Consider the following 19,826-nt stretch of genomic DNA (forward strand, 5'->3'; position numbering starts at 1 on the left):
TCGTCCAGAACAGCTTCCATCTTGTCGGTATCGGTAACCATGTATGGGGAGATGTAGCCGCGGTCAAACTGCATACCTTCTACAACTTCGGTGTAGGTTTCAGCGGTCTTGGATTCTTCCAGAGTGATAACGCCGTCAGCAGAAACTTTTTCCATTGCCTCTGCGATCAGTTTACCGATCTCCTCGTCGCCGCAGGAAACGGTAGCAACTCTTGCGATATCAGCGGAGCCGTTTACCTTCTGGGAGTTAGCGATAACAGCTTTTACAGCGGTGTCAACAGCTTTCTGGATGCCTTTTTTCAGAACCATTGGGTTTGCGCCGGCAGTAACATTCTTCATACCTTCGCGAACCAGAGCCTGTGCCAGCAGGGTAGCGGTTGTAGTACCGTCGCCAGCTGCATCGTTTGTTTTAGTAGCAACTTCTTTTACCAGCTGTGCGCCCATGTTTTCAAATGGATCGGACAGTTCGATTTCTTTTGCAATGGTAACACCGTCGTTGGTGATCAGTGGTGCACCAAATTTTTTGTCCAGAACAACGTTGCGTCCCTTTGGACCCAGGGTAATTTTTACGGTATTAGCCAGCTGGTCAATACCTTTCTGCAAAGATTTTCTTGCTTCTTCGCCGTATGCGATTACTTTGGACATGATAACATAACCTCCAGTACATTAAAAACAATCAATCAAAACGATGTGAATGGAATTATTCAACAACTGCCAGGATGTCGGACTGACGCAGGATGGTGTATTCTTCGCCGTCAACCTTTACCTGTGTGCCGGAATATTTGCTCAGCAGAACCTTCTGACCAACAGTAACAACCATCTTTTCTTCATGGCCGTCAACAACACCGCCAGGACCAACAGCAACGATTTCTGCGATCTGTGGTTTTTCCTGTGCAGCAGCTGCCAGAATGATGCCGCTCTTGGTGGTTTCTTCAGCCTCTACCATTTTTACAACAACTCTGTCAAGTAATGGTTTGATGTTCATGACTGTATTCCTCCATATAAATGAAATAAAATAATAAACAATGTTGTTTCAAACGAAACTTTTTAAGTTTTGGCACTCGGTATCTTTAAGTGCTAAATGTATTGTACCTCATTTCCAGAAAAAATCAAGGGATTCCAAAAGAAATTCATAAACAAACGATAAAATTAACATTTTGTTCAAATTATGGATAGAATGCTGCCGTCAATCACCAAAAATCCGTCGAAGACGTTTACAAAAAATTATAAGACCAGCGTAGGAAAGAGGGTGAATTTTGCGCCGATTTGTGGTAGGATACAACTATCAGAATATTTCTCTCAGGTGTGAAATAGAACCGAGAGGAAAAGGAAATTGCTTTACAAATAAAAGGAAGGAAACAGAATGGTAAAAGATAGATGGACACCCAAACAAACACTGTTTGTGCTTTTGGGAATATTGTTCTTTCTGATGGGACTGGCAGGTGCTGTTCTTGGCGTCTTTAATGTCGGTTCCGGTTTGCTGTGTGGATTTGGATTGTTTTTATCGGCGATTGTTGTTGTCGAAAGAAAATGGGGACGGAGGGAAAGAGTGCTGACAGTTTTTGCGATATTGATGGCAGCGGTGCTTGTTGTGCACGCTGTTGTATGGAACTATTTTGCCTATGGACGCAAGCCGCAGACCAGCGGCGAAGCCACGGTCATTGTGCTGGGATGCAAGGTCAACGGCGACCAGCCTTCTCTGATGCTGCAGCGCCGTCTGCTGGCGGCCAGGGACTATCTGCTGCAGAATCCACAGGCGAACTGCGTAGTGTCCGGTGGAATGGGCGACAACGAAACCAGCACCGAAGCCAGTGTGATGAAACAGTTTTTGATTGACAACGGCATCGAGGAATCGCGCATCTATGAGGAGGACCGCTCCACCAACACCGATACCAACATCCAAAATTCGCTTGCACTGATAAAGCAGGAGGACTTAAGTGAAAATCTGATTGTCTGCACCGATGGATTTCATCAGCTGCGGGCGTGGCTGTACGTCCGCCGGTATGGAGCAGACGCCCTCGCGATTTCGGGACGGACGCCGGTGCTGGTCATTCCCTCGTATGCTGTGCGGGAATTGTGCGGCATCCTGAAGATGTTTTTGATCGGATAGCGGGAGATTTTGGAGGAATCTGCACAAAAGTATGGGGACAACGGTAGAAGATTTTGAGACGCTAGCCTCTGTTCAATCGGGCTGTGATTTGCTATAATGAGGGGTAAAGGATGGAAGGAGGTAGATTCTGCCCTTCCTGCTTGTGATTTTATGAAAAAGATGGAGGTGTGTCAGGATGGCAAAGGTTACTTTGATAGCCCATACACCCGACCCCGAAAAACTTGTTGCTGCCTCGGCAAAGCTCTGTTACAGTCCGGCAACCATTGAGGATCTGATGGACGGATTGGACGAGGAAAAAACAACCGGCTTTTTGCAGATGCTCAGCGACTTTGGCCACCAAAGCCCGATCGAACACATCAGCTTTACCTTTGGCATTGAGGAGGTCTCCCGCACACTGCTTGCGCAGATCACCCGCCACCGTATTGCATCCTTTTCGGTGCAGAGCCAGCGGTATGTCAAGGAAAAGCAGTTTTCTTTTGTGACACCACCGCAGATTGCCGCCGATCCACAGGCCAGCGAGCTGTATCAGCAGGCGATGCGTTCGGCGCACGAGCAGTATCTGCAGCTGACTGACATTCTGCAGAAGAAAAACTTTGAACAGCTGATCGCAGAGGGCGTCGACGAAAAGCGCGCCCGCAGCATGGCGGAAAAACGTGCGATTGAGGATGCGCGCTTTGTGCTGCCAAACGCCTGCGATACCAAGATGATTCTGACTATGAACGCACGCAGCCTGCTTAACTTTTTCCAGCTGCGCTGCTGCAACCGTGCACAGTGGGAGATCCGCGACGTCGCCACCCAGATGCTGCATCTGGTGCAGCCGATTGCGCCGACCATCTTTGCCAAAGCGGGTCCGGGCTGTCTGCGCGGACCATGTCCGGAAGGAAAGATGACCTGCGGAAAGATGGAACAGGTGCGGGCTGAATTTTTGAAGAAAAACAGCCGATGCTAAAGAGAGAATACCATCAGGAGAGGACGGACCCTGTATGAAGGGGAAACTGATTATTATCGAAGGTCTGGACGGCAGCGGAAAGAGCACGCAGATAGAACTGCTGCGTCAGCGCGCCAAGCAGACCGGCAAACAGGTGCGTCAGATCAAGTTCCCAAACTATGAGGAAGATTCCTCGGCGCTGGTCAGAGCCTATCTCAGCGGCGAGCTGGGAACGCTCGATCAGGTCGGAGCCTATGCGGCCTCGGTGCTGTACAGCGTCGACCGCTATGGTACCTGGTGCCGCCACATGCGCGACGACTATGCGCAGGGATGTGTCTTTTTGCTGGATCGCTACACCACAGCCAATATGTATCATCAGGCGACCAAGCTTCCAAAGGACCAGTGGGATGCGTATCTGGGCTGGCTGGAGGATCTGGAGTACGACAAAATGGGACTGCCAAGACCGGATCTGGTTTTGTATCTGGATATGCAGCCGCAGACCTCCCGCAAACTGCTGGAAAAACGCTACCACGGCGATGAGAGCAAAAAAGACCTGCACGAGGCAAACTTCCAGTATCTTCTTTCCTGCCGCGAGGCAGCACTCTATGCAGCAAAGCGCTGCGGATGGAAGGTGCTGTCCTGCTGTGATGGAGAGCAGCCGCTGCCTATCGAGCAGATTGCGGAGATGATTTGGGAGCAGGCAGCGCCCTATCTAAAGTAAATAAAGAAAGGAAAAAGATGCCGATATCACTCGGCGACCTTTCCGAACAGTTGTGAAGGAAATCTATATGTACACTATTACACCGATGACCCGACCTCTGGCACAGCAGATCTCCCACTGGAAGTATGAAGGGGAGTATGCGCTGTACAGCTTTACGCCGGATGAGGAGACAATGGCGGAGCTGATGGATGGCAGCTATTTTGCCTGCCAGCAGGACGGGGCGTTGATTGGCTATTTTTGCTTTGGTGCATCCGCAAGAATTCCGCTTCAGCCGCACGAAGCGACTGTCTATGAACCCGACCTGCTGGATTTTGGTCTGGGGATGGACCCTGCACTGTGTGGACAGGGCAGAGGAAGCAGCTTCATGCAGGCAGGACTTGCATTTGCACAGGAAAAGTTTCAGACATCAAATTTTCGTCTGGCAGTAGCGGCGTTTAACCAGCGGGCAATCCATCTGTATCAGAAGATGGGCTTTGTTCGACGCTGTCAGGTTCATCACCGCTTTTCGGGACAGATGTTTGAAATCATGACAAAGCAGCCAAAAGACGCAGATTAAAAGAAAGGATCGTTTGCTTGGATTTTCACAGAATTACCTTACAGGACAAAGAATGGATGGAAGAACTGCTGGGATACTCCGATTACAACAGCTGTGAATACAGCTTTACCGACCTCTTCAACTGGGGACATGTTCACCAGACAGAGGTCGCCAGAATGAATGATTATGGTGTCATTCGCAGCGGTTTTAAGGAGTTTTCCTACCTTTATCCGTTTGGACGTGGAGATGTGCGTCCGGTCATCGAGGAGATGGCGGCAGATGCACGGAAAAACAATGTCAATTTTACTGTTTCGCTGATTCTGGAACCGATGAAACAAGAGCTCCAAACAATATTCCCTGGTCGTTTTACCTTCACCGAGGAACGCGACTATTTTGACTATATCTATGAGCGGGAATCGCTGGTGGAGTTAAAAGGCAAAAAGCTGCATGCAAAGAAAAATCATCTGAATGCCTTTAAAACATCTAATCCCGATTGGAGTTTTGAACCGATTACCCGAGAGAATATTGACGAATGCTGGCAGATGAATCAGCTGTGGAACGAGCAAAATGAATTGTCGCTGGGCAGCGGACTGCTGAAGGAGCAGGCGGCACTGCGCTCGGCGTTCGACCACTTTTTTGAGGAGGAGTTGGTGGGTGGACTGATCCGCACCAATGGCCGCATTGTAGCCTATTCGATCGGCCATCCGCTCAACAGTGACACCTTTGTCGTCCATTTTGAAAAGGCATTTGCCGATGTTCGCGGCGCCTATCAGATGATTAACCAGCAGTTTGCGCTGCACTGCTGTGAAGGTTACCGCTATATTAACCGAGAGGATGACACCGGATTGGAGGGACTGCGCAAGGCAAAACTGTCCTATCTGCCGCAGATCCTGCTCAAAAAATATGATGCAAAACTTGTAGAGACGTTATAAAAAACAGAGGGAGCAACCGATGGAACAGATCAGATTTGTGACAGCAGGGGACAACAGTGCAATCGAACAGATGAAAAAAATCTGGCGGGAATGCTTTGATGCGGACGACGCCTATTTGCAGCTGTATTTTTCCACCCGCTATCGTGCCGACCAGACGCTGGCCTTTTATGATGACGACCAGCTGCTTGGGATGCTCACATTGCTGCCCTGCACCTATCGGGGACAGTGGCAGGGCAGAGAGCGGCTGTATCGTGCGTATTATCTGTTTGCTGTGGGAACGCTGCCTGCGGCTCAGGGCCGACAGATCGCCACAAAGCTGCTGACTGCTGCCGATGAGTGGATGCAGCAGCAGGGAGTAGAGATGGCGCTGCTGGCGCCAGCCGAACAAAGTCTGTACCACTTTTATCAGAAGCGAGGCTATGAACCCTGGTTTACCCGCTGGCAGCAGACCTTTCCGCCAAAGCAAACCGCCGACGCAGCACAGGGATTTGTGCTGACGCCGCTGTCCGATGAGGAATACTGGCAGCATCACTGCCGGTTGATTGGGCAGGACAGCATCCTGTGGCCGCAGAATGCCATGGCGTTTGCTGCAGGAGAAAGCCGGTTGTATCACGGCGGCATCTATGCACTGACACGTCAGGGCAAGCAGTGCGGTATCTGCTATCTCTACCGCTATCAGCCAAACGAAGTGATCGCCAAGGAGCTGCTGCCTGAACCAGGAGAGGACGTCTGGACACTGACCGAGGCGCTGCGCGGAATGTTTTCACAGGCACAGGTACAGGTGCGCCTGACGGCACAAGCCCAGAAGGAAGCAGAATGGGCGGGAATGGCCAGATTCTATCTGCCGCCGTCGCAGCAGCCGCAGCGTACCGGACAGGCTTATCTGCCGTTTATTCTGGATTAACAAAAAGAAAGTTTGGTCAAGGTCAGCGCGGTGTCCAGTGCTGTCTTTGACAGAAAGCAGAGAAACCCAAGGAATTATAGAAAAGGAGCTGAATGGTATGGTAACTGTATTTCTTGCAGAAGGATTTGAAGAGATGGAAGCACTGGCTCCGATTGACCTGCTCAGACGCGCAGGCATTCCAGTACAGACCGCAGCAGTCGGCACCGATACAGGGGTGCATGGTGGCCGCATTGTGACCGGTTCGCACGGAGTTTCCTTTTTGTGCGATACCACTGCTGCTCAGATTGAGCCGGAAACGATGGAGATGATCGTGCTGCCAGGCGGCAAAAAGGGCACCGAGAATCTGGATCGCTCTCCGATTGTTGACCGCTTGCTTGCCTATGCTGACCAGCATGGAATCTGGGTGGGCGCCATCTGCGCAGCACCGTCCATTCTGGGCAAACGCGGTTTGTTGGATGGTCGTCAGGCGACCTCCTACCCTGGTTTTGAGCCGGCAGGCGCCGTTTATACCGGTGCTCCGGTGGTTATCGACGGTAAATATGTGACCGCCCGCGGCGCAGGAGTCTGCCTGGAATTTGCGCTGCAGCTGATCACCTGCCTGAAAGGACAGGAGGCGGCCCAGGCTGTAAAGGATGAAATCCAATGCCAAAAGTAGATTTGAGGTTATATAAAAAGGAGATCCGCCAGCAGATGCGCAAGATCCGCCGCGAGATGCCAAAAGAGGTGGCAGAGCGCAAGGATCAGGCCATCTATGAGCGGCTGATCTCGATGGAGCAGTACCGCGCGGCGAAAACGGTGGTGGCCTATGTTTCCAAGGAGCTGGAAGTGGACACCCTGCGCCTGCTCAAAAAGGCGTGGGAGGATGGAAAACAGGTAGCGGTGCCTCGCTGCGTGGAAAACACCCGCCTGATGAATATGCATCTGATTACCGGAATGGAGGACCTGCAGGAGGGAGCCTATGGCATTCTGGAACCGCGGGAGGATCTGCCGATCTTGCAAAAGACAAAGAACGCAATCTGTATCGTTCCGGCATTCTGCAATGATTTTCGTGGCTACCGCGTGGGGTATGGGGGCGGTTACTATGACCGTTACCTGTCAGGATTTGAGGGGGTAAAAATCGGCATCAATTATAGCGACTGTGTGCGCCCAAGATTGATTGGGGGACGCTATGATGTGCCTATCGACGTGCTGGTGACCGATCGGTATATCCGCAGATGCCGGCCGTCGGTACATCGCTTCAAACATAAAAAAATCCTGAGCAGAGGACGAAAGGAGACACAACATGAGGAATGAGAAGGACAGGGAGGAACTGAGCCGCTATTTTGGCAGCCATCCCAAGTCAAACAGCTCCAAAAAAGGCGGTGACGACTTTTTTGGCGATCAGACCATGCAATTTTTTGATAATACGCAGGACGAGGACGACGAGGATATGAAGGTCGTTTCGGATGGGTTTGATGACTTTGCAGGCTATGACGAATCGGACGCCAATCGACGCCCTAAAAAACGCCGCGGTCAGTCCAAGCTCAGCCGTTTTGCACAAAGCTTTGTTTTGATCTGCGTGTTTGTGGGTATTGCAATCTTCCTGGCCTATTTTGCGCTGACCAGTGCCAGCGATCTGCTGGGTCTGGGTCAGACCGATCAACAGATTGAAGTCACATTGACCGAAGAACAGGCTGCATCGCTGAGCAAAACAGCGGATGTCCTGAAGGATAACGGCGTTATCACCCACAAATTTGTCTTTGAACTGTATGCAAAGCTCAAGGACAAGGAGGGCACCTTCCTTGCAAAAACCTTTGTCCTCAACAATAAGTGGGGATATGACCAGATCATGAGCCACCTGTCCGATGACAGCGAAGAGTCGGATATTGTCACCATCACCTTTACCGAAGGTATGACTGAACGTCAGATCGGAGAACTGCTGGAAGAAAATAATGTCTGCACCGCGCAGGAATTTTATGATGCGCTGGAAAACGGCGACTACGACAGCTATGACTTTGCCGGACTGGTACCGGATGACGAGCTGCGTTTCCGCAAGTATGAGGGCTATATCTTCCCTGATACCTATGAGTTCTACACCAACATGAATCCGGAGGAGGTTGTCTACAAGTTCTTCCAGAACTTTGATAACCGTGTGGACAGCGAGGTAATGCAGCAGATCCGCAACCTGCCAAATGGATTGGGCGAGCTGGACAATCTGATCACCCTTGCCTCGATCATCCAGAAGGAAGCAACCGACCTGGAGAACATGAAGATGGTTTCGTCGGTATTCCACAACCGTCTGAACAACAGCGCAAACTATCCGTATCTGCAGTCGGATGCAACCACCAACTATATCCGCGATGATATCCGCAGCTTTATGACCGAGGATAATCAGGAAATGTACGACGCGTACGATACTACCAAGGTGGTAGGTCTGCCGGTAGGTCCAATCTGTAACCCTGGTATGGATGCAATCGAAGCTGCCATCAATCCGGCAGATACCGATTACTACTACTTTGTTTCGGATGATGCTGGCAACTATTATTTTGCAACCACACTGCAAGAGCATGAGGCGAACATTCAGAAGGCTGAGCAGGTCAATGCACAGCTGGAAAAAGAAGCTGCAGTGGAGGAAACCGGAGAATAAACAACTACAACCTCAGACCACGGACGGTCTGAGGTTGTCTTGAGTCAATGACGGAGGAACAACATGGCAAATACACACTATCCCGAGGTGCTGGCACCGGTCGGGGATTTTGAACGACTGACCTATGCGGTAAACTACGGCGCAGATGCAGTCTATCTGGGCGGAACAGCCTTTGGAATGCGTGCTTCATCGGCAAACTTTGACTTTGATACCATGAAAAAAGCAGTGGAATATGCACATGCACGGGATGTCAAGGTCTATCTGACCTGTAATACTCTGCCGCTCAACAGTGAAGTGGAAGAGCTGGCGGACTATCTGCGCAACGCACAGACTGCGGGCGTGGATGCGGTGATCGTTGCGGATATCGGTGTACTGATGGAGGCAAAGCGCGTCATTCCTGATGTGGATGTCCACATCTCCACGCAGACCGGCATCGTCAACTATCTGACTGCCAACGAGCTGTATAAGCTGGGCGCCAAACGAGTTGTGCTGGCAAGGGAGCTGCCGCTGGACGACATCCGCCGCATCCGTGACAAGACACCGCCGGAGCTGGAGATTGAAACATTTGTCCACGGCGCAATGTGCATGTCCTTTTCGGGCAGATGCCTGCTGTCCAACTATCTGGTGGGACGCGATGCCAACCGTGGCGAGTGCGCACAGCCTTGCCGCTGGGGCTATCATCTGGTCGAGGAAAAACGCCCTGGTCAGTATTTTCCTATCTTTGAGGATGAAAAGGGAAGCTACATCCTCAATGCCAAGGATATGTGCATGATCGAACACATCGACAAGGTGATCGACGCCGGCGTCACCTCCCTGAAGATCGAGGGCCGTGCAAAATCTTTCTATTATGTGGCAGTGGTCACCAACGCCTATCGTCAGGCGGTTGATCTGTACAAGAAGGACCCGAAAAACTTCAAGCTCCCATCCTGGCTGGAGGAGGAAACCCGAAAGGTCAGCCACCGCCAGTATTCCACCGGATTTTACTTTGGACGTCCAGAGCAGGGACAGTACTATGAAAACGGCGGCTATGTCCGTCAGTGGGATGTTGTTGCTGTGGTGGATAAAACCGAAGGGGATGTACTTTACTGCACCCAGCGCAACAAGTTCTCGGTGGGAGAAGAGGTGGAAATCCTCTGCCCATCGACCAGTGAGTATCAGCGCCCGCTGGTATATCAGGTGACCAGCATCACCGATGCAGAGGGCAATGCACGTGAATCGGCAAACAATGCGATGATGAAGTTCACCATGCCGGCAAATGGTCTGCACCTGCCGCAGGGAGCGATTATCCGACGCGCCGCAAAGGATTAAAGAAAAGAGGCAGAAGATATGTTGGAGTATAAATTTGACACCCAGTTGCTGATCGAAGGCTGCAAACCCAGCGAGGACGAGCTTAACGATTATATTATCGAGCACTTCCAGGGAGATTGTCTGTTGGTAGTGGGAGATGAGGAGCTGATGAAGCTGCATTACCACACCAATGAGCCGTGGAAGCTGCTGGAATACTGTGCGACGCTGGGCGAAATCTTCGACATCGTCGTGGAGAATATGGAGCGCCAGTCCGAACATCTGCATGGTTAATCAATAAGAGGTTTTTGTAAAACCTCGGAAGCAATGAAAAAGGTCCCGCCGGAACAAGTCCGACGGGACCTTTTTAAAAGGAAAAAACCAGGATGTCTGTTTTAGGCTTGGCGCTTAACTTTGTTGTAGCCAATAACGGCAGCGCCAATCGCACCTGCATACTGTGACAGCGGCGAGGTGTGAACCGGAATCTTCAAATAGCTTTCCAGTGTGGAGCGGAAGATCTCAAACTGAGCAAGTCCGCCGCTGAAGAAAATGTCACCGGTCAGGTTAAGTTTTTGTGCAAAGAAGGAGGTGCGGCGGCAGATCGAATTGATGATGCCCAGCGCAATATCTCCCTTGTCAGCGCCCTTGGCGAGCAGGCTGACGATTTCACTCTCTGCAAAGACGGTGCACATGCTGGTGATGTTGATTGGTTCGTGGCCTTCGACAAAGGAGTCGATGTTTTTGATGTCCTCCTCCAGGATGCGCATCATCACTTCGATGAAGCGGCCGGTGCCGGCAGCGCATTTGTCGTTCATGATAAAGTCAACGACGTTCAGTCCGTTGTCCAGCAGGACCGCCTTGCAGTCCTGACCGCCGATGTCTACAACAGCGCGGATGGTTGGATTCAGAAAAGCAGCGCCGCGGGCATGGCAGGTGATTTCGGTGATCTGTTTGTCTGCTGTTTCGAGAAGTTCACGGCCGTAACCGGTGGATACGGTGTAGGCAACCTCATCGTTGTACAGCGACTGATAGAGTTTGTGAATGCTGTCTCTGGGATTTGCCGAGGTCGGCAGGATGCCGGTGCGGACAATCTTTTCTCCGTCGAACAGCACACCTTTGGTGGTGGTGGAACCAGAGTCAATTCCTAATGTGAACATGGGCACTCTCCTTACAGCATCTCGATAAATGCAGCCATACGGGTGTTGAGCTGACCGATGTCCGAGGTGGAGTAATCGGTTTCGATTGCCATGTATGGGATGCCTTTTTTCTCGTTGACAAAGCGTTTGATGCTCAGGGCTTCTACGTTGTAGGTGTGGCAGGCCTGGAGGGTGACTTCAACAACAGCGTCGATGTGGAATTCGTCGATCAGACGATCCAGCAGCTCGATGCGGTTGCGGTTTGGTGTCATGACCGAGCAGCCAATGCTCAGGTAACGCTCTGCAATCGCCGCGTAAACGTCTGGATTGCTTTCGTCAACCTCTCTGTCGAAGGATTTTGCACCCGAGCAGTTTTCGAAGCAGACAACATGACCGCCGTTTGCCTCGATCGCCTTGACGCATTTGTCCGCGCCGCCGCCGAGCGGACAGCCGGTGACCAGAATACGAGGAGCCTTTGGATATTTGTTGGGGTTCTGTTCATATTCTGCCTTGATCTTTTCAACCAGCGCATGAATTTCCCCTGGCAGAGCTTCTTTGTCGAATTTATACGCGGAGCCGTACAGCACCTTGAACATATCCTGACCGAGCAGCGGAACCGGTTCCAGCTTCATCAGAGAATAGAATTCTTTCATCGCGCGGCGGACCTTGTTCATGATGCGGATTTGTTTGCGAATGTCATCCTCGGTGATGGTGGTTCCAAAGTGAGATTCCAGCTTTTCTTTGAGCTTGATGACCTCCTTGGTCCACAGCTCCAGTGCGATCGGACTCTGGGAGTTTGGAAGCTCCATGGTGTAAACAGGCTTAAACTCGCCCAGATACTCATACATTTTCTTTTTGCCGTCGCAGGTGGTTTCACCGACGATCAGGTCGGAGAAGTAGAAATAAGGGCACTTGTCTGTCTTGGCAAAACCATAGCTGGATTTGATCAGCGGGCACAGATTGCGAGGCAGGTCCTTTTCTGCATCAGGAATGGTTTCATCCGATGTGGAACACAGACCGACAACACATGCACCCATTGCCAAAGCGATTTCCTGTGGGAAGTAGGTGCAGAAGGTTCCAACAAAAGGAATGTCTTTCTGCTTCAGCTCATAGGCTGCCATGAAAGATTTTTTGCGCATTTCCCCAAAGTCATTGAAGATTTCGGGCAGCTCTTTTTTAATTTGCATAGAAACATCTCTCTCTCTTTATTTGGACGACAGAACAGTGCGATTGTTCGATTCTGCAATGTCATTTAACCAATTTGGCGTTGATAAGATAAGAGTATGAAAAAAGGCGAATAAAGTCAAGCAAACAGCGATTGATATTTTTGATGCATTTTTGTTGGTTGATTGCTTTTACAAATACGAAGAGGTGTCCGTTGTAGAATGGGAATATTTTTTGAAAAAGAATGGGAAATTCTTTTGTATAAAAACCCAAGATGCTTGTCAGAAGAAAAACAATGGTGTATCATAGGGATGGGAAACAACATTTGACTGGGGAAAGGAAGATGGCGATGCTCAAAAATTATCTGGATCGACAGGCAGTAAAAATGTGTTCGGCAAAAGACTGGCAGGAAGCGATTGAAAAAGCGGCGCAGCCACTGATAGAAGAAAAGAAGATTGAGCCGGCCTATCTGCAGCGGACATTGGAAAATGTCCGACAGCTGGGCGCGTATATCGTGCTGGCGAAGGGAATTGCGGTGGCACATGCACGTCCAGGGGAGGACGTTTCTGCAAGCTGTGTCAGCATGATGGGACTGGAACAGCCGATTCCTTTTGGCCATAAGCAGTATGACCCTGTGCACATTGTTCTGATGATGGCAGCACCGGACGATACAGCACACATTCAGCTGATGATGGAGATCGCACAAAAGCTTAGTCAAACCGAAGTGATGCAGGCGCTGGAAAAAGCAGAAAATGAGGATCAGCTCTTTGCAGCGATGACATGGGGCGAAGAATAAAAACACACCGGCAGACAGAGATGGACTGCCGGTATTTTTTTACCTTCCAATAGGAAAGTGTTGTGAATTTAATGCAAGGTAAGGTGGGGGCTGGTCCCAAAATGACAGCAGGGAGGTTTCACAAATCGGGACAGAGGTGGGAGGACCGGTCGATTTTTACGGGATTTTGCGGAAATTTTATTCGATGTGTGAAAAAAGTACACAGGTCATCTCTGCCATAAAATTCGTGAACAAATGGTGAATAGTGTGCGAAATCCTCGTCATAATTACAGGAAAATGCTATGAAATTTAGGATAAAACTGGAAAAAATTGGCGATTTTGTCGTAAAATTATTTCACTTCCTCGGTGGAAAGATACTTGCATTTTTTTGTAAACAAAGATATAATAATTACAAAGTGGAGAGAAGTGGGGAAAAGTAGGGAACTGCGGTGATTGATTCCGAAAAAAACCTGCTCCCGTTTTTCTTTCCGATAAAAAAGGAAATCGCGTTTGGGGTGGTGAAGCGATGCTGATCGGCGAGTACCGGCATAGTCTGGACGCAAAGGGAAGGGTCAACTTTCCGGCAAAATTGCGCGAAGATCTCGGCGAAAGCTTTGTCCTCTCCAAGGGAATGGGCGTCAAATGTCTGTATGCCTATTCACAGCAGGAGTGGCAGCGGCTCACCGAAAAGCTCAACGCTCTGCCGGTTTCCAAGGCGGCGGCACTGCAGAGGTATCTGTTTGCCGGTGCCACCGAAGCGCAGCCGGACAAGCAGGGAAGAATCCTGATTCCACAGAGTCTGCGCGATTACGCCGGACTGCAAAAGGATCTGGTCATCATCGGTGCTTCCAACCGCGCGGAAATCTGGGATCAGGATGCCTGGGAACAGATGTGTGCCGAGATCACCCCCGATATGGTGGCACAGATGATGGACGAGCTGGACTTTTAGCCGGTTTTGACAAGGAAAAATGCCCGCTGTGCGACAGAGGGCAGGAGGACGCTGGAGGCTGTGTAATGGAATTTCAACATATTTCGGTTTTGCTCAACGAAACAATCGAAGGGCTGAACATTAAACCTGACGGCATCTATGTCGATGGAACCGCCGGCGGTGCAGGTCATTCCACACAGGTGGCGATGCGGCTGGACGCTCAAAAGGGCGGCAGGCTGATCGCCATCGACAAAGACCCCGACGCCATTCAGACGGCGACCGAGCGGCTGTCACCCTATCCGGCAGCACAGGTTGTCCGCGGCGATTTTAAGGATATTCCGCAGATTCTGGATAGCCTGGGCATCGACAAGGTCGACGGCATTATGCTGGATCTGGGGGTATCCTCCCGCCAGCTGGATACGGCGGAACGCGGATTTTCCTATCATTATGATTCCAAGCTGGATATGCGCATGAGTCAGCACGGACTCAGTGCCTATGATGTTGTCAACACCTATTCCAAGGAAGATTTAATTCGGATTCTTCGCGATTACGGCGAGGAGAAATTTGCTCCACGCATCGCCGCTGCCATCGTGCAGGCACGGCAGGAACATCCGATTCAAACCACTTTTGAACTGGTGGATCTGATTAAGCAGGCCCTGCCCGCTGCGGCAAAGCGCGGCAAGGGACATCCGGCGAAACAAACCTTTCAGGCTATCCGCATCGAGGTAAACCACGAGCTGGATTATCTGAAGGAATGTATTGACGGAAGTTTTGAACGTTTAAACTCGGGCGGAAGGTTCTGTATCATTACCTTCCACTCGCTGGAGGACCGCATCGTCAAACAGATGTTTGCCTCCTATACGGTGGGATGTACCTGCCCGCCGGAATTTCCAGTTTGCGTCTGCGGCAAAAAGCCGCGTGCAAAGCTGGTTTGCCGAAAGCCTATTGAGCCTAGCCAACAGGAAGTTGAACAAAACAATCGAAGCAGAAGTGCAAAGCTGCGGGTTTTGGAACGACTGTAACGGCCGTGCAGCCCGTGGGGAGCCTCGTTAAAAAGTAAAGGTGGTCGATCCTCATGCAGAAACCAAACAATCTGGCATATGATTTAAGAAGATTTGAGACACATTCCCAGCCCAAAACCCGTCCGCAGATCAAAGTGGTCCGGCAGAGGGAACAGGCAAGAAGAACCCGCAATCTGATTGCCAAAACTGCGGTTTGCGTTGTCATCTTCTTTGTGGGAATTATCGGTATCATCTTCAGCCAGGTATCGATCACCGAGATCACAATGAACATTACAAGCCAGACACAGAAGCTGGAGCAGCTGCAATCGGAGTACCGCACTTTGACTGCTGAGCTGGAGAGTTCCATGGCGCTCAACAACATCGAATCCACCGTAACAAGGGAACGGGGAATGTCCAAACTGCGTGACGACCAGGTAACCTATGTTGCTTTCTCCGAGTCGGAGAGTGTAGACACGGTGGAAAAGCACGATGATTCTTTGCTGGGACAGATCAAGTCCGCAATCGAGCGCGTGATGGAATATCTCAAACCGTCGGACAATACAATGGAATAACGTGCTGCCGCCGGTGAGAATCGCTGACAGCAAAAACAGGCTTTGCGCCGTGACAGGAGTTAAGAAGTGAAAAGACGTCTTAGCTCTTGTTTTGTTTCCGACACAAATCAATTTGAGCAGTACTTGTTTGCAAGGATGGTAACAGAAATGGCAAGTTTATTCAAAGGCAATCTGATGAAAAAGAAGATTGAGCTGGTAGCGCTGATCCTGTGCGTTATATGCAGTATCGTGCTGATCGGCCGCCTGTTCTATCTGCAGGTGATCGAGGGGGATAAGTATAAACAGCTGGCGCTCAATCAGCAGCTGCAGGATACGATCATTGAACCGCACCGAGGTTCTATTTACGATACCAATATGAAAACGCTGGCAACCAGCAAAACGGTGTGGGATGTCGTCTTTGAGCCGGCAAATCTGAGCTCAAACGATGAAACACGCGAAAAGGAATTGCAGGCACTGTGTGATCCGGTCAACGGATTGCCGGCAATTTTGGATGTCACAGAAGAGGAAATTCGCGAAAAGGCCAAGAATGAAAACTCCTATTGGCAGGTTCTTGCCTATAAGGTAGATAAGGAAACAGCGGACCAGGTCCAGAGCTTTATCAACGGCGTCGGTCAGGAGGACCGCGTTGCAATCAACTGCATCAAGCTCAGCCAGGGAACCAAGCGTGTTTATCCGTTTGATGATCTGGCGGCAACGGTGCTGGGCTTTGTCAATGCCTACGATAACCGTGGCGCCTACGGACTGGAGTCGTATTATAACAAGATCCTCACCGGTACCGAGGGACGAATTGTTTCTGCAAAAAACGGTCAGAACGGTGAGATGCCGTTCCAGTATGAAAAGCTGTATGAATCGCAGGACGGCAACTCGCTGGTGCTGACGATTGATGAGGTTATCCAGCACTTTGTCGAGAAGCATCTGGAAATCGCAGTTGCCGAACATGAGGTCAAAGAGCGAGCACTTGCCGTTGTCATGGATGTGGACACCGGTGAAATTCTGGCGATGTCCAGCAAACCGGACTTTGACCCAAATAATCCGCGGCAGCTGACCGATAAACAGGCAGTTATTCGTCTGGAAGAAGAGATCGCAAAGAAAAAACAGGAGCAAAACACCAATCCTGTTCCCGCAGAAGACAATCAGCAGACCGACGAGCAGACGACCGAACAGACAACCGACGAGCAGACACAGCAGACATCGGTAGAGGTGGAGGAAACAACGATCGCGCTGGAGGATATCACCGCCAATGACCTGCTGACAGAAAACCTTCGTGCAAGAGCACTCAGCGGCGGTCTGACCGAGGACGAATTTGATGAGTGGCTGCTGACCGAACAGAACCGCCAGTGGAGAAACAAGGTCATCTCTGACCCGTATGAGCCAGGTTCGGTATTCAAGCTGATTACCGCTTCGGCTGCATTGGACAGCGGCAGCGTAACAATGAACAGCACCTTCCACTGCTATGGATTTAAAGAGGTTGCAGGCAACACCATCCACTGTTGGAAACGTGACGGCGGTCATGGCGCACAGACGCTGATGGAAGCGGTTAAACATTCCTGTAACCCTTCGTTTATTGAGATCGGTCAGGCGACCGGTGTGGGAAACTTTACCACCTACTTTGACCGCTTTGGACTGGGTGATCTGACCGAGGTGGATCTGCCAGGTGAGGCGACCGGTATTCACTATACAGCCGATGATATGGGAATTGCAGAGCTGAGCTCGAGCGCATTCGGCCAGACCTTTAAGGTGTCGGCTATCCAGCTGATCACTGGCCTGTCGGCATCGCTCAACGGCGGCAATCTGATGCAGCCGCATGTCGTGCGCCAGATCATTGATTCGGATCATAATATCGTTGAAACGATAGAACCAACGGTCAAACGTCAGGTTATTTCGGAGGATACTTCTGCGCTGATCTGCTACATGGGCGAGCAGGTTGTCGGCGGCGGTTCGGATGCAACCGGTCGAAATGCAGCCATTCCAGGCTACCGCATCGGTGGTAAGACCGGTACCTCCGAAAAGCTGGATAACTTTGATGAAAACGGCGTTCAGTACGGTAACGTGCTGTCCTTCCTGGGCTTTGCACCGGCCGACGATCCGAAGATCGCTGTGCTGGTTGCACTGGATGAGCCAGTTGTCGGTGACGCACAGTCCTCGACCATCGCTGCACCGGTTGTTGGTGCAATGCTGGAAGATATTTTGCCATATTTGGGCTACGAGCCGAGCTTTACCGAAGAGGAACTGGCAGAACAGGGCGATGTCACCGTACAAACCTATCTGGGACAGAAGCCGCATGAGGCACAGAGTACCATCCGCTCTGCGGGACTTAAGACAGAGATCGTCGGCGATGGAACCAGCGTCCTCAAACAGATTCCGGAACCAGGAAAGACCCTGCCATACGGCGGCACAGTCATCCTGTACACCGATGAGGATGAAGCAAACAGCATGGGAACCGTGCCGGATGTCATCGGACGCGGTGTTTCGGATGCAAACCAGATTATCACCAATGCCGGATTTAATATCAATATCACCGGAACGGTACCGGAGGGTCAGGAGGAAATCGTCATGACCCAGGACCCACTTCCTGGAACACAGGCGGAGATCGGCAGCATTGTCACCGTCAGCCTGGAGCCGCCGAGTGAGGAAACCGAAGATACGGCTGCACAGACTGATCAGCCTGTGCAAACGGAATAGAAAATCATCAGCTGCTCTTTGATCAAAATACCGGTGCCGGATGGCGCGGGAAGGGGAAGCGTTATGAACCTGCGACAGCTTTTTAGCGAGATATTGCCCGACAATCGACTGCCGGAAACACAGGTCACTTCGGTGACCTGCGATTCCCGACAGGTGCAGCGTGGAAGCGTGTTTGTCTGTGTCCGCGGCAGCCGCGGTGATGGACACAACCATGTTGCACAGGCGCTGGAGCGCGGAGCGGCGTTGGTGGTGGCACAGACCGACTGCGGCATCCCAAATCAGCTGCTCTTTGCCGATACCCGTGAAGCGTATAGCCGGCTGTGCGCCGCCTTCTTTGGACATCCGGCAAACCGGATGCGCCTGATCGCCATCACCGGTACCAACGGCAAGACGACCACGGCTTGGCTGGTGCAGCATGCGCTGGAACAGCTGGGACATAAAGCCGGATTGATTGGAACCATCTGCAACAAGCTGGGTGCCGGACAGGTGCTGCCTGCCCGCTATACCACTCCTGATCCCTGGGAGCTGCATGGATTGTTTTCACGCATGCTGCAAAACGGCTGCACCGAAGTGGTGATGGAGGCTTCGTCTCATGCGCTGGAACAGCGACGTCTGGAAGGATGCCGCTTTGCCTGCGGCGTGTTTACCAACCTCAGTCCCGAACATTTGGATTACCATCCCGACCTGGAAAGCTATTTTCAGGCGAAAGCACGGCTGTTTTCGATGTGTGACACAGCAGCGCTCAACGGTGTGGATGTTCATGGGCAGAGGTTATACCGGCAGCTGGAAGGGAAACTTCCGCTGCTGAGCTTCGGCGAGGGACAGCAGCTTTCTGCGCAGGGTGTTCGTTTGTATGCTGACCGGTGTGAAATGACACTGGTTTATGGGCAGCAGAACTGCCATGCCTGTCTGCGGATGCCAGGACAGTTTTCGGTCGAGAACCTGCTGGCAGCGGTAGCGGCATTGCTGCAATGTGGATTTAAATTGGAAGAATCGGTGAACGCTGTCTGCTCCTGCCAGGGAGTACCCGGGCGCACCGAGGTGTGTATCAGTCAGGACGGCATCACCGTACTGCGCGATTATGCGCATACGCCCGACAGCCTGCAAAAGGTATTGGATACGGTGCGCGGATTTTGCGAAGGGAGACTCATCGTGGTGTTTGGCTGCCCAGGACGGCGGGACCGCCAGAAACGTCCGCTGATGGCAAAGGCAGTGTGTGAACGTGCCGACCTGCTGGTGATGACAGCGGATAATCCAAGGGAAGAGCCGCTGGAGCAGATTTTTGCGGATGCTATGCCAGGACTTTCCGGAGCAGGACGGCGTGCGCGCGTGATTGCCGACCGCAGGGATGCAATCTCCTGGGCAATCGGGAACAGCCGAGCCGGAGATATTGTGCTGCTGGCAGGAAAAGGGCACGAAGATTACCAGGTTTTGGAAGATCGCACCATCTGTTTTGACGAAAAAGAGATTGTTATGCAGATTTTTAGCCAAAGATGTGCAGATAAAAGGTAATTTCTATACAAAATAGG

General features: G+C 51.3%; 21 protein-coding genes. 17 read left to right on the forward strand and 4 right to left on the reverse strand.

Features of this window, described 5'->3' with window-relative positions; translation table 11 throughout:
• Window positions 1–644: TCP-1/cpn60 chaperonin family protein (locus Q0L39_RS04670; protein WP_296627168.1), on the reverse strand; the 644-nt coding region annotated here is incomplete at its 3' end.
• A 55-nt stretch (window positions 645–699) separates the two neighbouring features.
• Window positions 700–984 (reverse strand): co-chaperone GroES, encoded by a 285-nt coding sequence (locus Q0L39_RS04675; protein WP_296627169.1) that lies wholly within the window; start codon window positions 982–984, stop codon window positions 700–702.
• Between the two features lie 378 nt (window positions 985–1,362).
• Between Q0L39_RS04675 and Q0L39_RS04680 the strand changes: the two genes are divergently transcribed.
• From Q0L39_RS04680 to Q0L39_RS04730, 11 genes are all read left to right on the forward strand, one after another.
• Window positions 1,363–2,109 (forward strand): YdcF family protein, encoded by a 747-nt coding sequence (locus Q0L39_RS04680; protein ID WP_296627170.1) that lies wholly within the window; start codon window positions 1,363–1,365, stop codon window positions 2,107–2,109.
• A 175-nt stretch (window positions 2,110–2,284) separates the two neighbouring features.
• Window positions 2,285–3,058 (forward strand): FAD-dependent thymidylate synthase, encoded by a 774-nt coding sequence (gene thyX / locus Q0L39_RS04685; protein WP_296627171.1) that lies wholly within the window; start codon window positions 2,285–2,287, stop codon window positions 3,056–3,058.
• Between the two features lie 34 nt (window positions 3,059–3,092).
• Window positions 3,093–3,758, forward strand: coding sequence for a thymidylate kinase (locus Q0L39_RS04690; RefSeq protein WP_296627172.1), 666 nt, complete (start codon window positions 3,093–3,095; stop codon window positions 3,756–3,758).
• 67 nt (window positions 3,759–3,825) lie between these two features.
• Window positions 3,826–4,314, forward strand: coding sequence for a GNAT family N-acetyltransferase (locus tag Q0L39_RS04695; protein WP_296627173.1), 489 nt, complete (start codon window positions 3,826–3,828; stop codon window positions 4,312–4,314).
• A 56-nt stretch (window positions 4,315–4,370) separates the two neighbouring features.
• Complete coding sequence (locus tag Q0L39_RS04700) at window positions 4,371–5,225, forward strand: phosphatidylglycerol lysyltransferase domain-containing protein (protein WP_296627174.1); 855 nt, start codon at window positions 4,371–4,373, stop codon at window positions 5,223–5,225.
• 19 nt (window positions 5,226–5,244) lie between these two features.
• Window positions 5,245–6,129, forward strand: coding sequence for a GNAT family N-acetyltransferase (locus Q0L39_RS04705; RefSeq protein ID WP_296627175.1), 885 nt, complete (start codon window positions 5,245–5,247; stop codon window positions 6,127–6,129).
• 97 nt (window positions 6,130–6,226) lie between these two features.
• A complete protein-coding gene (locus tag Q0L39_RS04710; protein ID WP_296627176.1) occupies window positions 6,227–6,784 on the forward strand; it encodes a DJ-1 family glyoxalase III in 558 nt (185 codons plus the stop codon).
• Entirely contained in the window at window positions 6,772–7,422 is a 651-nt protein-coding gene (locus Q0L39_RS04715) for a 5-formyltetrahydrofolate cyclo-ligase (protein ID WP_296627177.1), read from the forward strand. The genes Q0L39_RS04710 and Q0L39_RS04715 overlap by 13 nt, the downstream gene beginning before the upstream one ends.
• Window positions 7,412–8,755, forward strand: coding sequence for an endolytic transglycosylase MltG (gene mltG / locus Q0L39_RS04720; RefSeq protein WP_296627178.1), 1,344 nt, complete (start codon window positions 7,412–7,414; stop codon window positions 8,753–8,755). The genes Q0L39_RS04715 and mltG overlap by 11 nt, the downstream gene beginning before the upstream one ends.
• 63 nt (window positions 8,756–8,818) lie before the next feature.
• Window positions 8,819–10,063, forward strand: coding sequence for a U32 family peptidase (locus Q0L39_RS04725; RefSeq protein ID WP_296627179.1), 1,245 nt, complete (start codon window positions 8,819–8,821; stop codon window positions 10,061–10,063).
• 18 nt (window positions 10,064–10,081) lie between these two features.
• Entirely contained in the window at window positions 10,082–10,333 is a 252-nt protein-coding gene (locus Q0L39_RS04730; RefSeq protein WP_296627180.1) for a kinase to dihydroxyacetone kinase, read from the forward strand.
• Between the two features lie 101 nt (window positions 10,334–10,434).
• Here the strand turns inward: Q0L39_RS04730 and Q0L39_RS04735 are convergent, their stop codons facing one another.
• Entirely contained in the window at window positions 10,435–11,196 is a 762-nt protein-coding gene (locus Q0L39_RS04735; RefSeq protein WP_296627181.1) for an acyl-CoA dehydratase activase, read from the reverse strand.
• Between the two features lie 11 nt (window positions 11,197–11,207).
• Entirely contained in the window at window positions 11,208–12,362 is a 1,155-nt protein-coding gene (locus Q0L39_RS04740) for a double-cubane-cluster-containing anaerobic reductase (RefSeq protein ID WP_296627182.1), read from the reverse strand.
• 326 nt (window positions 12,363–12,688) lie between these two features.
• Between Q0L39_RS04740 and Q0L39_RS04745 the strand changes: the two genes are divergently transcribed.
• The 6 genes from Q0L39_RS04745 to Q0L39_RS04770 all read left to right on the forward strand — a co-directional run bounded on the left by Q0L39_RS04745 (window position 12,689) and on the right by Q0L39_RS04770 (window position 19,809).
• Window positions 12,689–13,135 (forward strand): PTS sugar transporter subunit IIA, encoded by a 447-nt coding sequence (locus Q0L39_RS04745; protein ID WP_296627183.1) that lies wholly within the window; start codon window positions 12,689–12,691, stop codon window positions 13,133–13,135.
• A gap of 505 nt (window positions 13,136–13,640) precedes the next feature.
• On the forward strand, window positions 13,641–14,063 hold the full coding sequence (gene mraZ / locus Q0L39_RS04750) for a division/cell wall cluster transcriptional repressor MraZ (protein WP_296627184.1): 423 nt from the start codon (window positions 13,641–13,643) through the stop codon (window positions 14,061–14,063).
• A gap of 65 nt (window positions 14,064–14,128) precedes the next feature.
• The gene (rsmH, locus tag Q0L39_RS04755; protein ID WP_296627185.1) at window positions 14,129–15,064 is read left to right on the forward strand and encodes a 16S rRNA (cytosine(1402)-N(4))-methyltransferase RsmH; all 936 of its coding nucleotides are present in this window, start codon (window positions 14,129–14,131) and stop codon (window positions 15,062–15,064) included.
• Window positions 15,065–15,117: 53 nt separating this feature from the next.
• Window positions 15,118–15,615 carry a hypothetical protein gene (locus Q0L39_RS04760; RefSeq protein ID WP_296627186.1) on the forward strand — a complete coding sequence of 166 codons (498 nt, stop codon included), beginning with the start codon at window positions 15,118–15,120 and terminating at the stop codon, window positions 15,613–15,615.
• 147 nt (window positions 15,616–15,762) lie between these two features.
• Window positions 15,763–18,297 (forward strand): penicillin-binding transpeptidase domain-containing protein, encoded by a 2,535-nt coding sequence (locus Q0L39_RS04765; RefSeq protein ID WP_296627187.1) that lies wholly within the window; start codon window positions 15,763–15,765, stop codon window positions 18,295–18,297.
• A 63-nt stretch (window positions 18,298–18,360) separates the two neighbouring features.
• Window positions 18,361–19,809 (forward strand): UDP-N-acetylmuramoyl-L-alanyl-D-glutamate--2,6-diaminopimelate ligase, encoded by a 1,449-nt coding sequence (locus tag Q0L39_RS04770; RefSeq protein ID WP_296627188.1) that lies wholly within the window; start codon window positions 18,361–18,363, stop codon window positions 19,807–19,809.
• Window positions 19,810–19,826: the final 17 nt, after the last annotated feature.

The organism is uncultured Negativibacillus sp. (assembly GCF_944388365.1).
GTDB lineage: Bacteria > Bacillota > Clostridia > Oscillospirales > Ruminococcaceae > Negativibacillus.

Coding starts and splice junctions, on each gene's coding strand:
- Q0L39_RS04675 (WP_296627169.1), bottom strand. CDS start 984: ATGAACATCAAACCATTACTTGACAGAGTTGTTGTAAAAATGGTAGAG.
- Q0L39_RS04680 (WP_296627170.1), top strand. CDS start 1,363: ATGGTAAAAGATAGATGGACACCCAAACAAACACTGTTTGTGCTTTTG.
- thyX (WP_296627171.1), top strand. CDS start 2,285: ATGGCAAAGGTTACTTTGATAGCCCATACACCCGACCCCGAAAAACTT.
- Q0L39_RS04690 (WP_296627172.1), top strand. CDS start 3,093: ATGAAGGGGAAACTGATTATTATCGAAGGTCTGGACGGCAGCGGAAAG.
- Q0L39_RS04695 (WP_296627173.1), top strand. CDS start 3,826: ATGTACACTATTACACCGATGACCCGACCTCTGGCACAGCAGATCTCC.
- Q0L39_RS04700 (WP_296627174.1), top strand. CDS start 4,371: ATGGAAGAACTGCTGGGATACTCCGATTACAACAGCTGTGAATACAGC.
- Q0L39_RS04705 (WP_296627175.1), top strand. CDS start 5,245: ATGGAACAGATCAGATTTGTGACAGCAGGGGACAACAGTGCAATCGAA.
- Q0L39_RS04710 (WP_296627176.1), top strand. CDS start 6,227: ATGGTAACTGTATTTCTTGCAGAAGGATTTGAAGAGATGGAAGCACTG.
- Q0L39_RS04715 (WP_296627177.1), top strand. CDS start 6,772: ATGCCAAAAGTAGATTTGAGGTTATATAAAAAGGAGATCCGCCAGCAG.
- mltG (WP_296627178.1), top strand. CDS start 7,412: ATGAGGAATGAGAAGGACAGGGAGGAACTGAGCCGCTATTTTGGCAGC.
- Q0L39_RS04725 (WP_296627179.1), top strand. CDS start 8,819: ATGGCAAATACACACTATCCCGAGGTGCTGGCACCGGTCGGGGATTTT.
- Q0L39_RS04730 (WP_296627180.1), top strand. CDS start 10,082: ATGTTGGAGTATAAATTTGACACCCAGTTGCTGATCGAAGGCTGCAAA.
- Q0L39_RS04735 (WP_296627181.1), bottom strand. CDS start 11,196: ATGTTCACATTAGGAATTGACTCTGGTTCCACCACCACCAAAGGTGTG.
- Q0L39_RS04740 (WP_296627182.1), bottom strand. CDS start 12,362: ATGCAAATTAAAAAAGAGCTGCCCGAAATCTTCAATGACTTTGGGGAA.
- Q0L39_RS04745 (WP_296627183.1), top strand. CDS start 12,689: ATGCTCAAAAATTATCTGGATCGACAGGCAGTAAAAATGTGTTCGGCA.
- mraZ (WP_296627184.1), top strand. CDS start 13,641: ATGCTGATCGGCGAGTACCGGCATAGTCTGGACGCAAAGGGAAGGGTC.
- rsmH (WP_296627185.1), top strand. CDS start 14,129: ATGGAATTTCAACATATTTCGGTTTTGCTCAACGAAACAATCGAAGGG.
- Q0L39_RS04760 (WP_296627186.1), top strand. CDS start 15,118: ATGCAGAAACCAAACAATCTGGCATATGATTTAAGAAGATTTGAGACA.
- Q0L39_RS04765 (WP_296627187.1), top strand. CDS start 15,763: ATGGCAAGTTTATTCAAAGGCAATCTGATGAAAAAGAAGATTGAGCTG.
- Q0L39_RS04770 (WP_296627188.1), top strand. CDS start 18,361: ATGAACCTGCGACAGCTTTTTAGCGAGATATTGCCCGACAATCGACTG.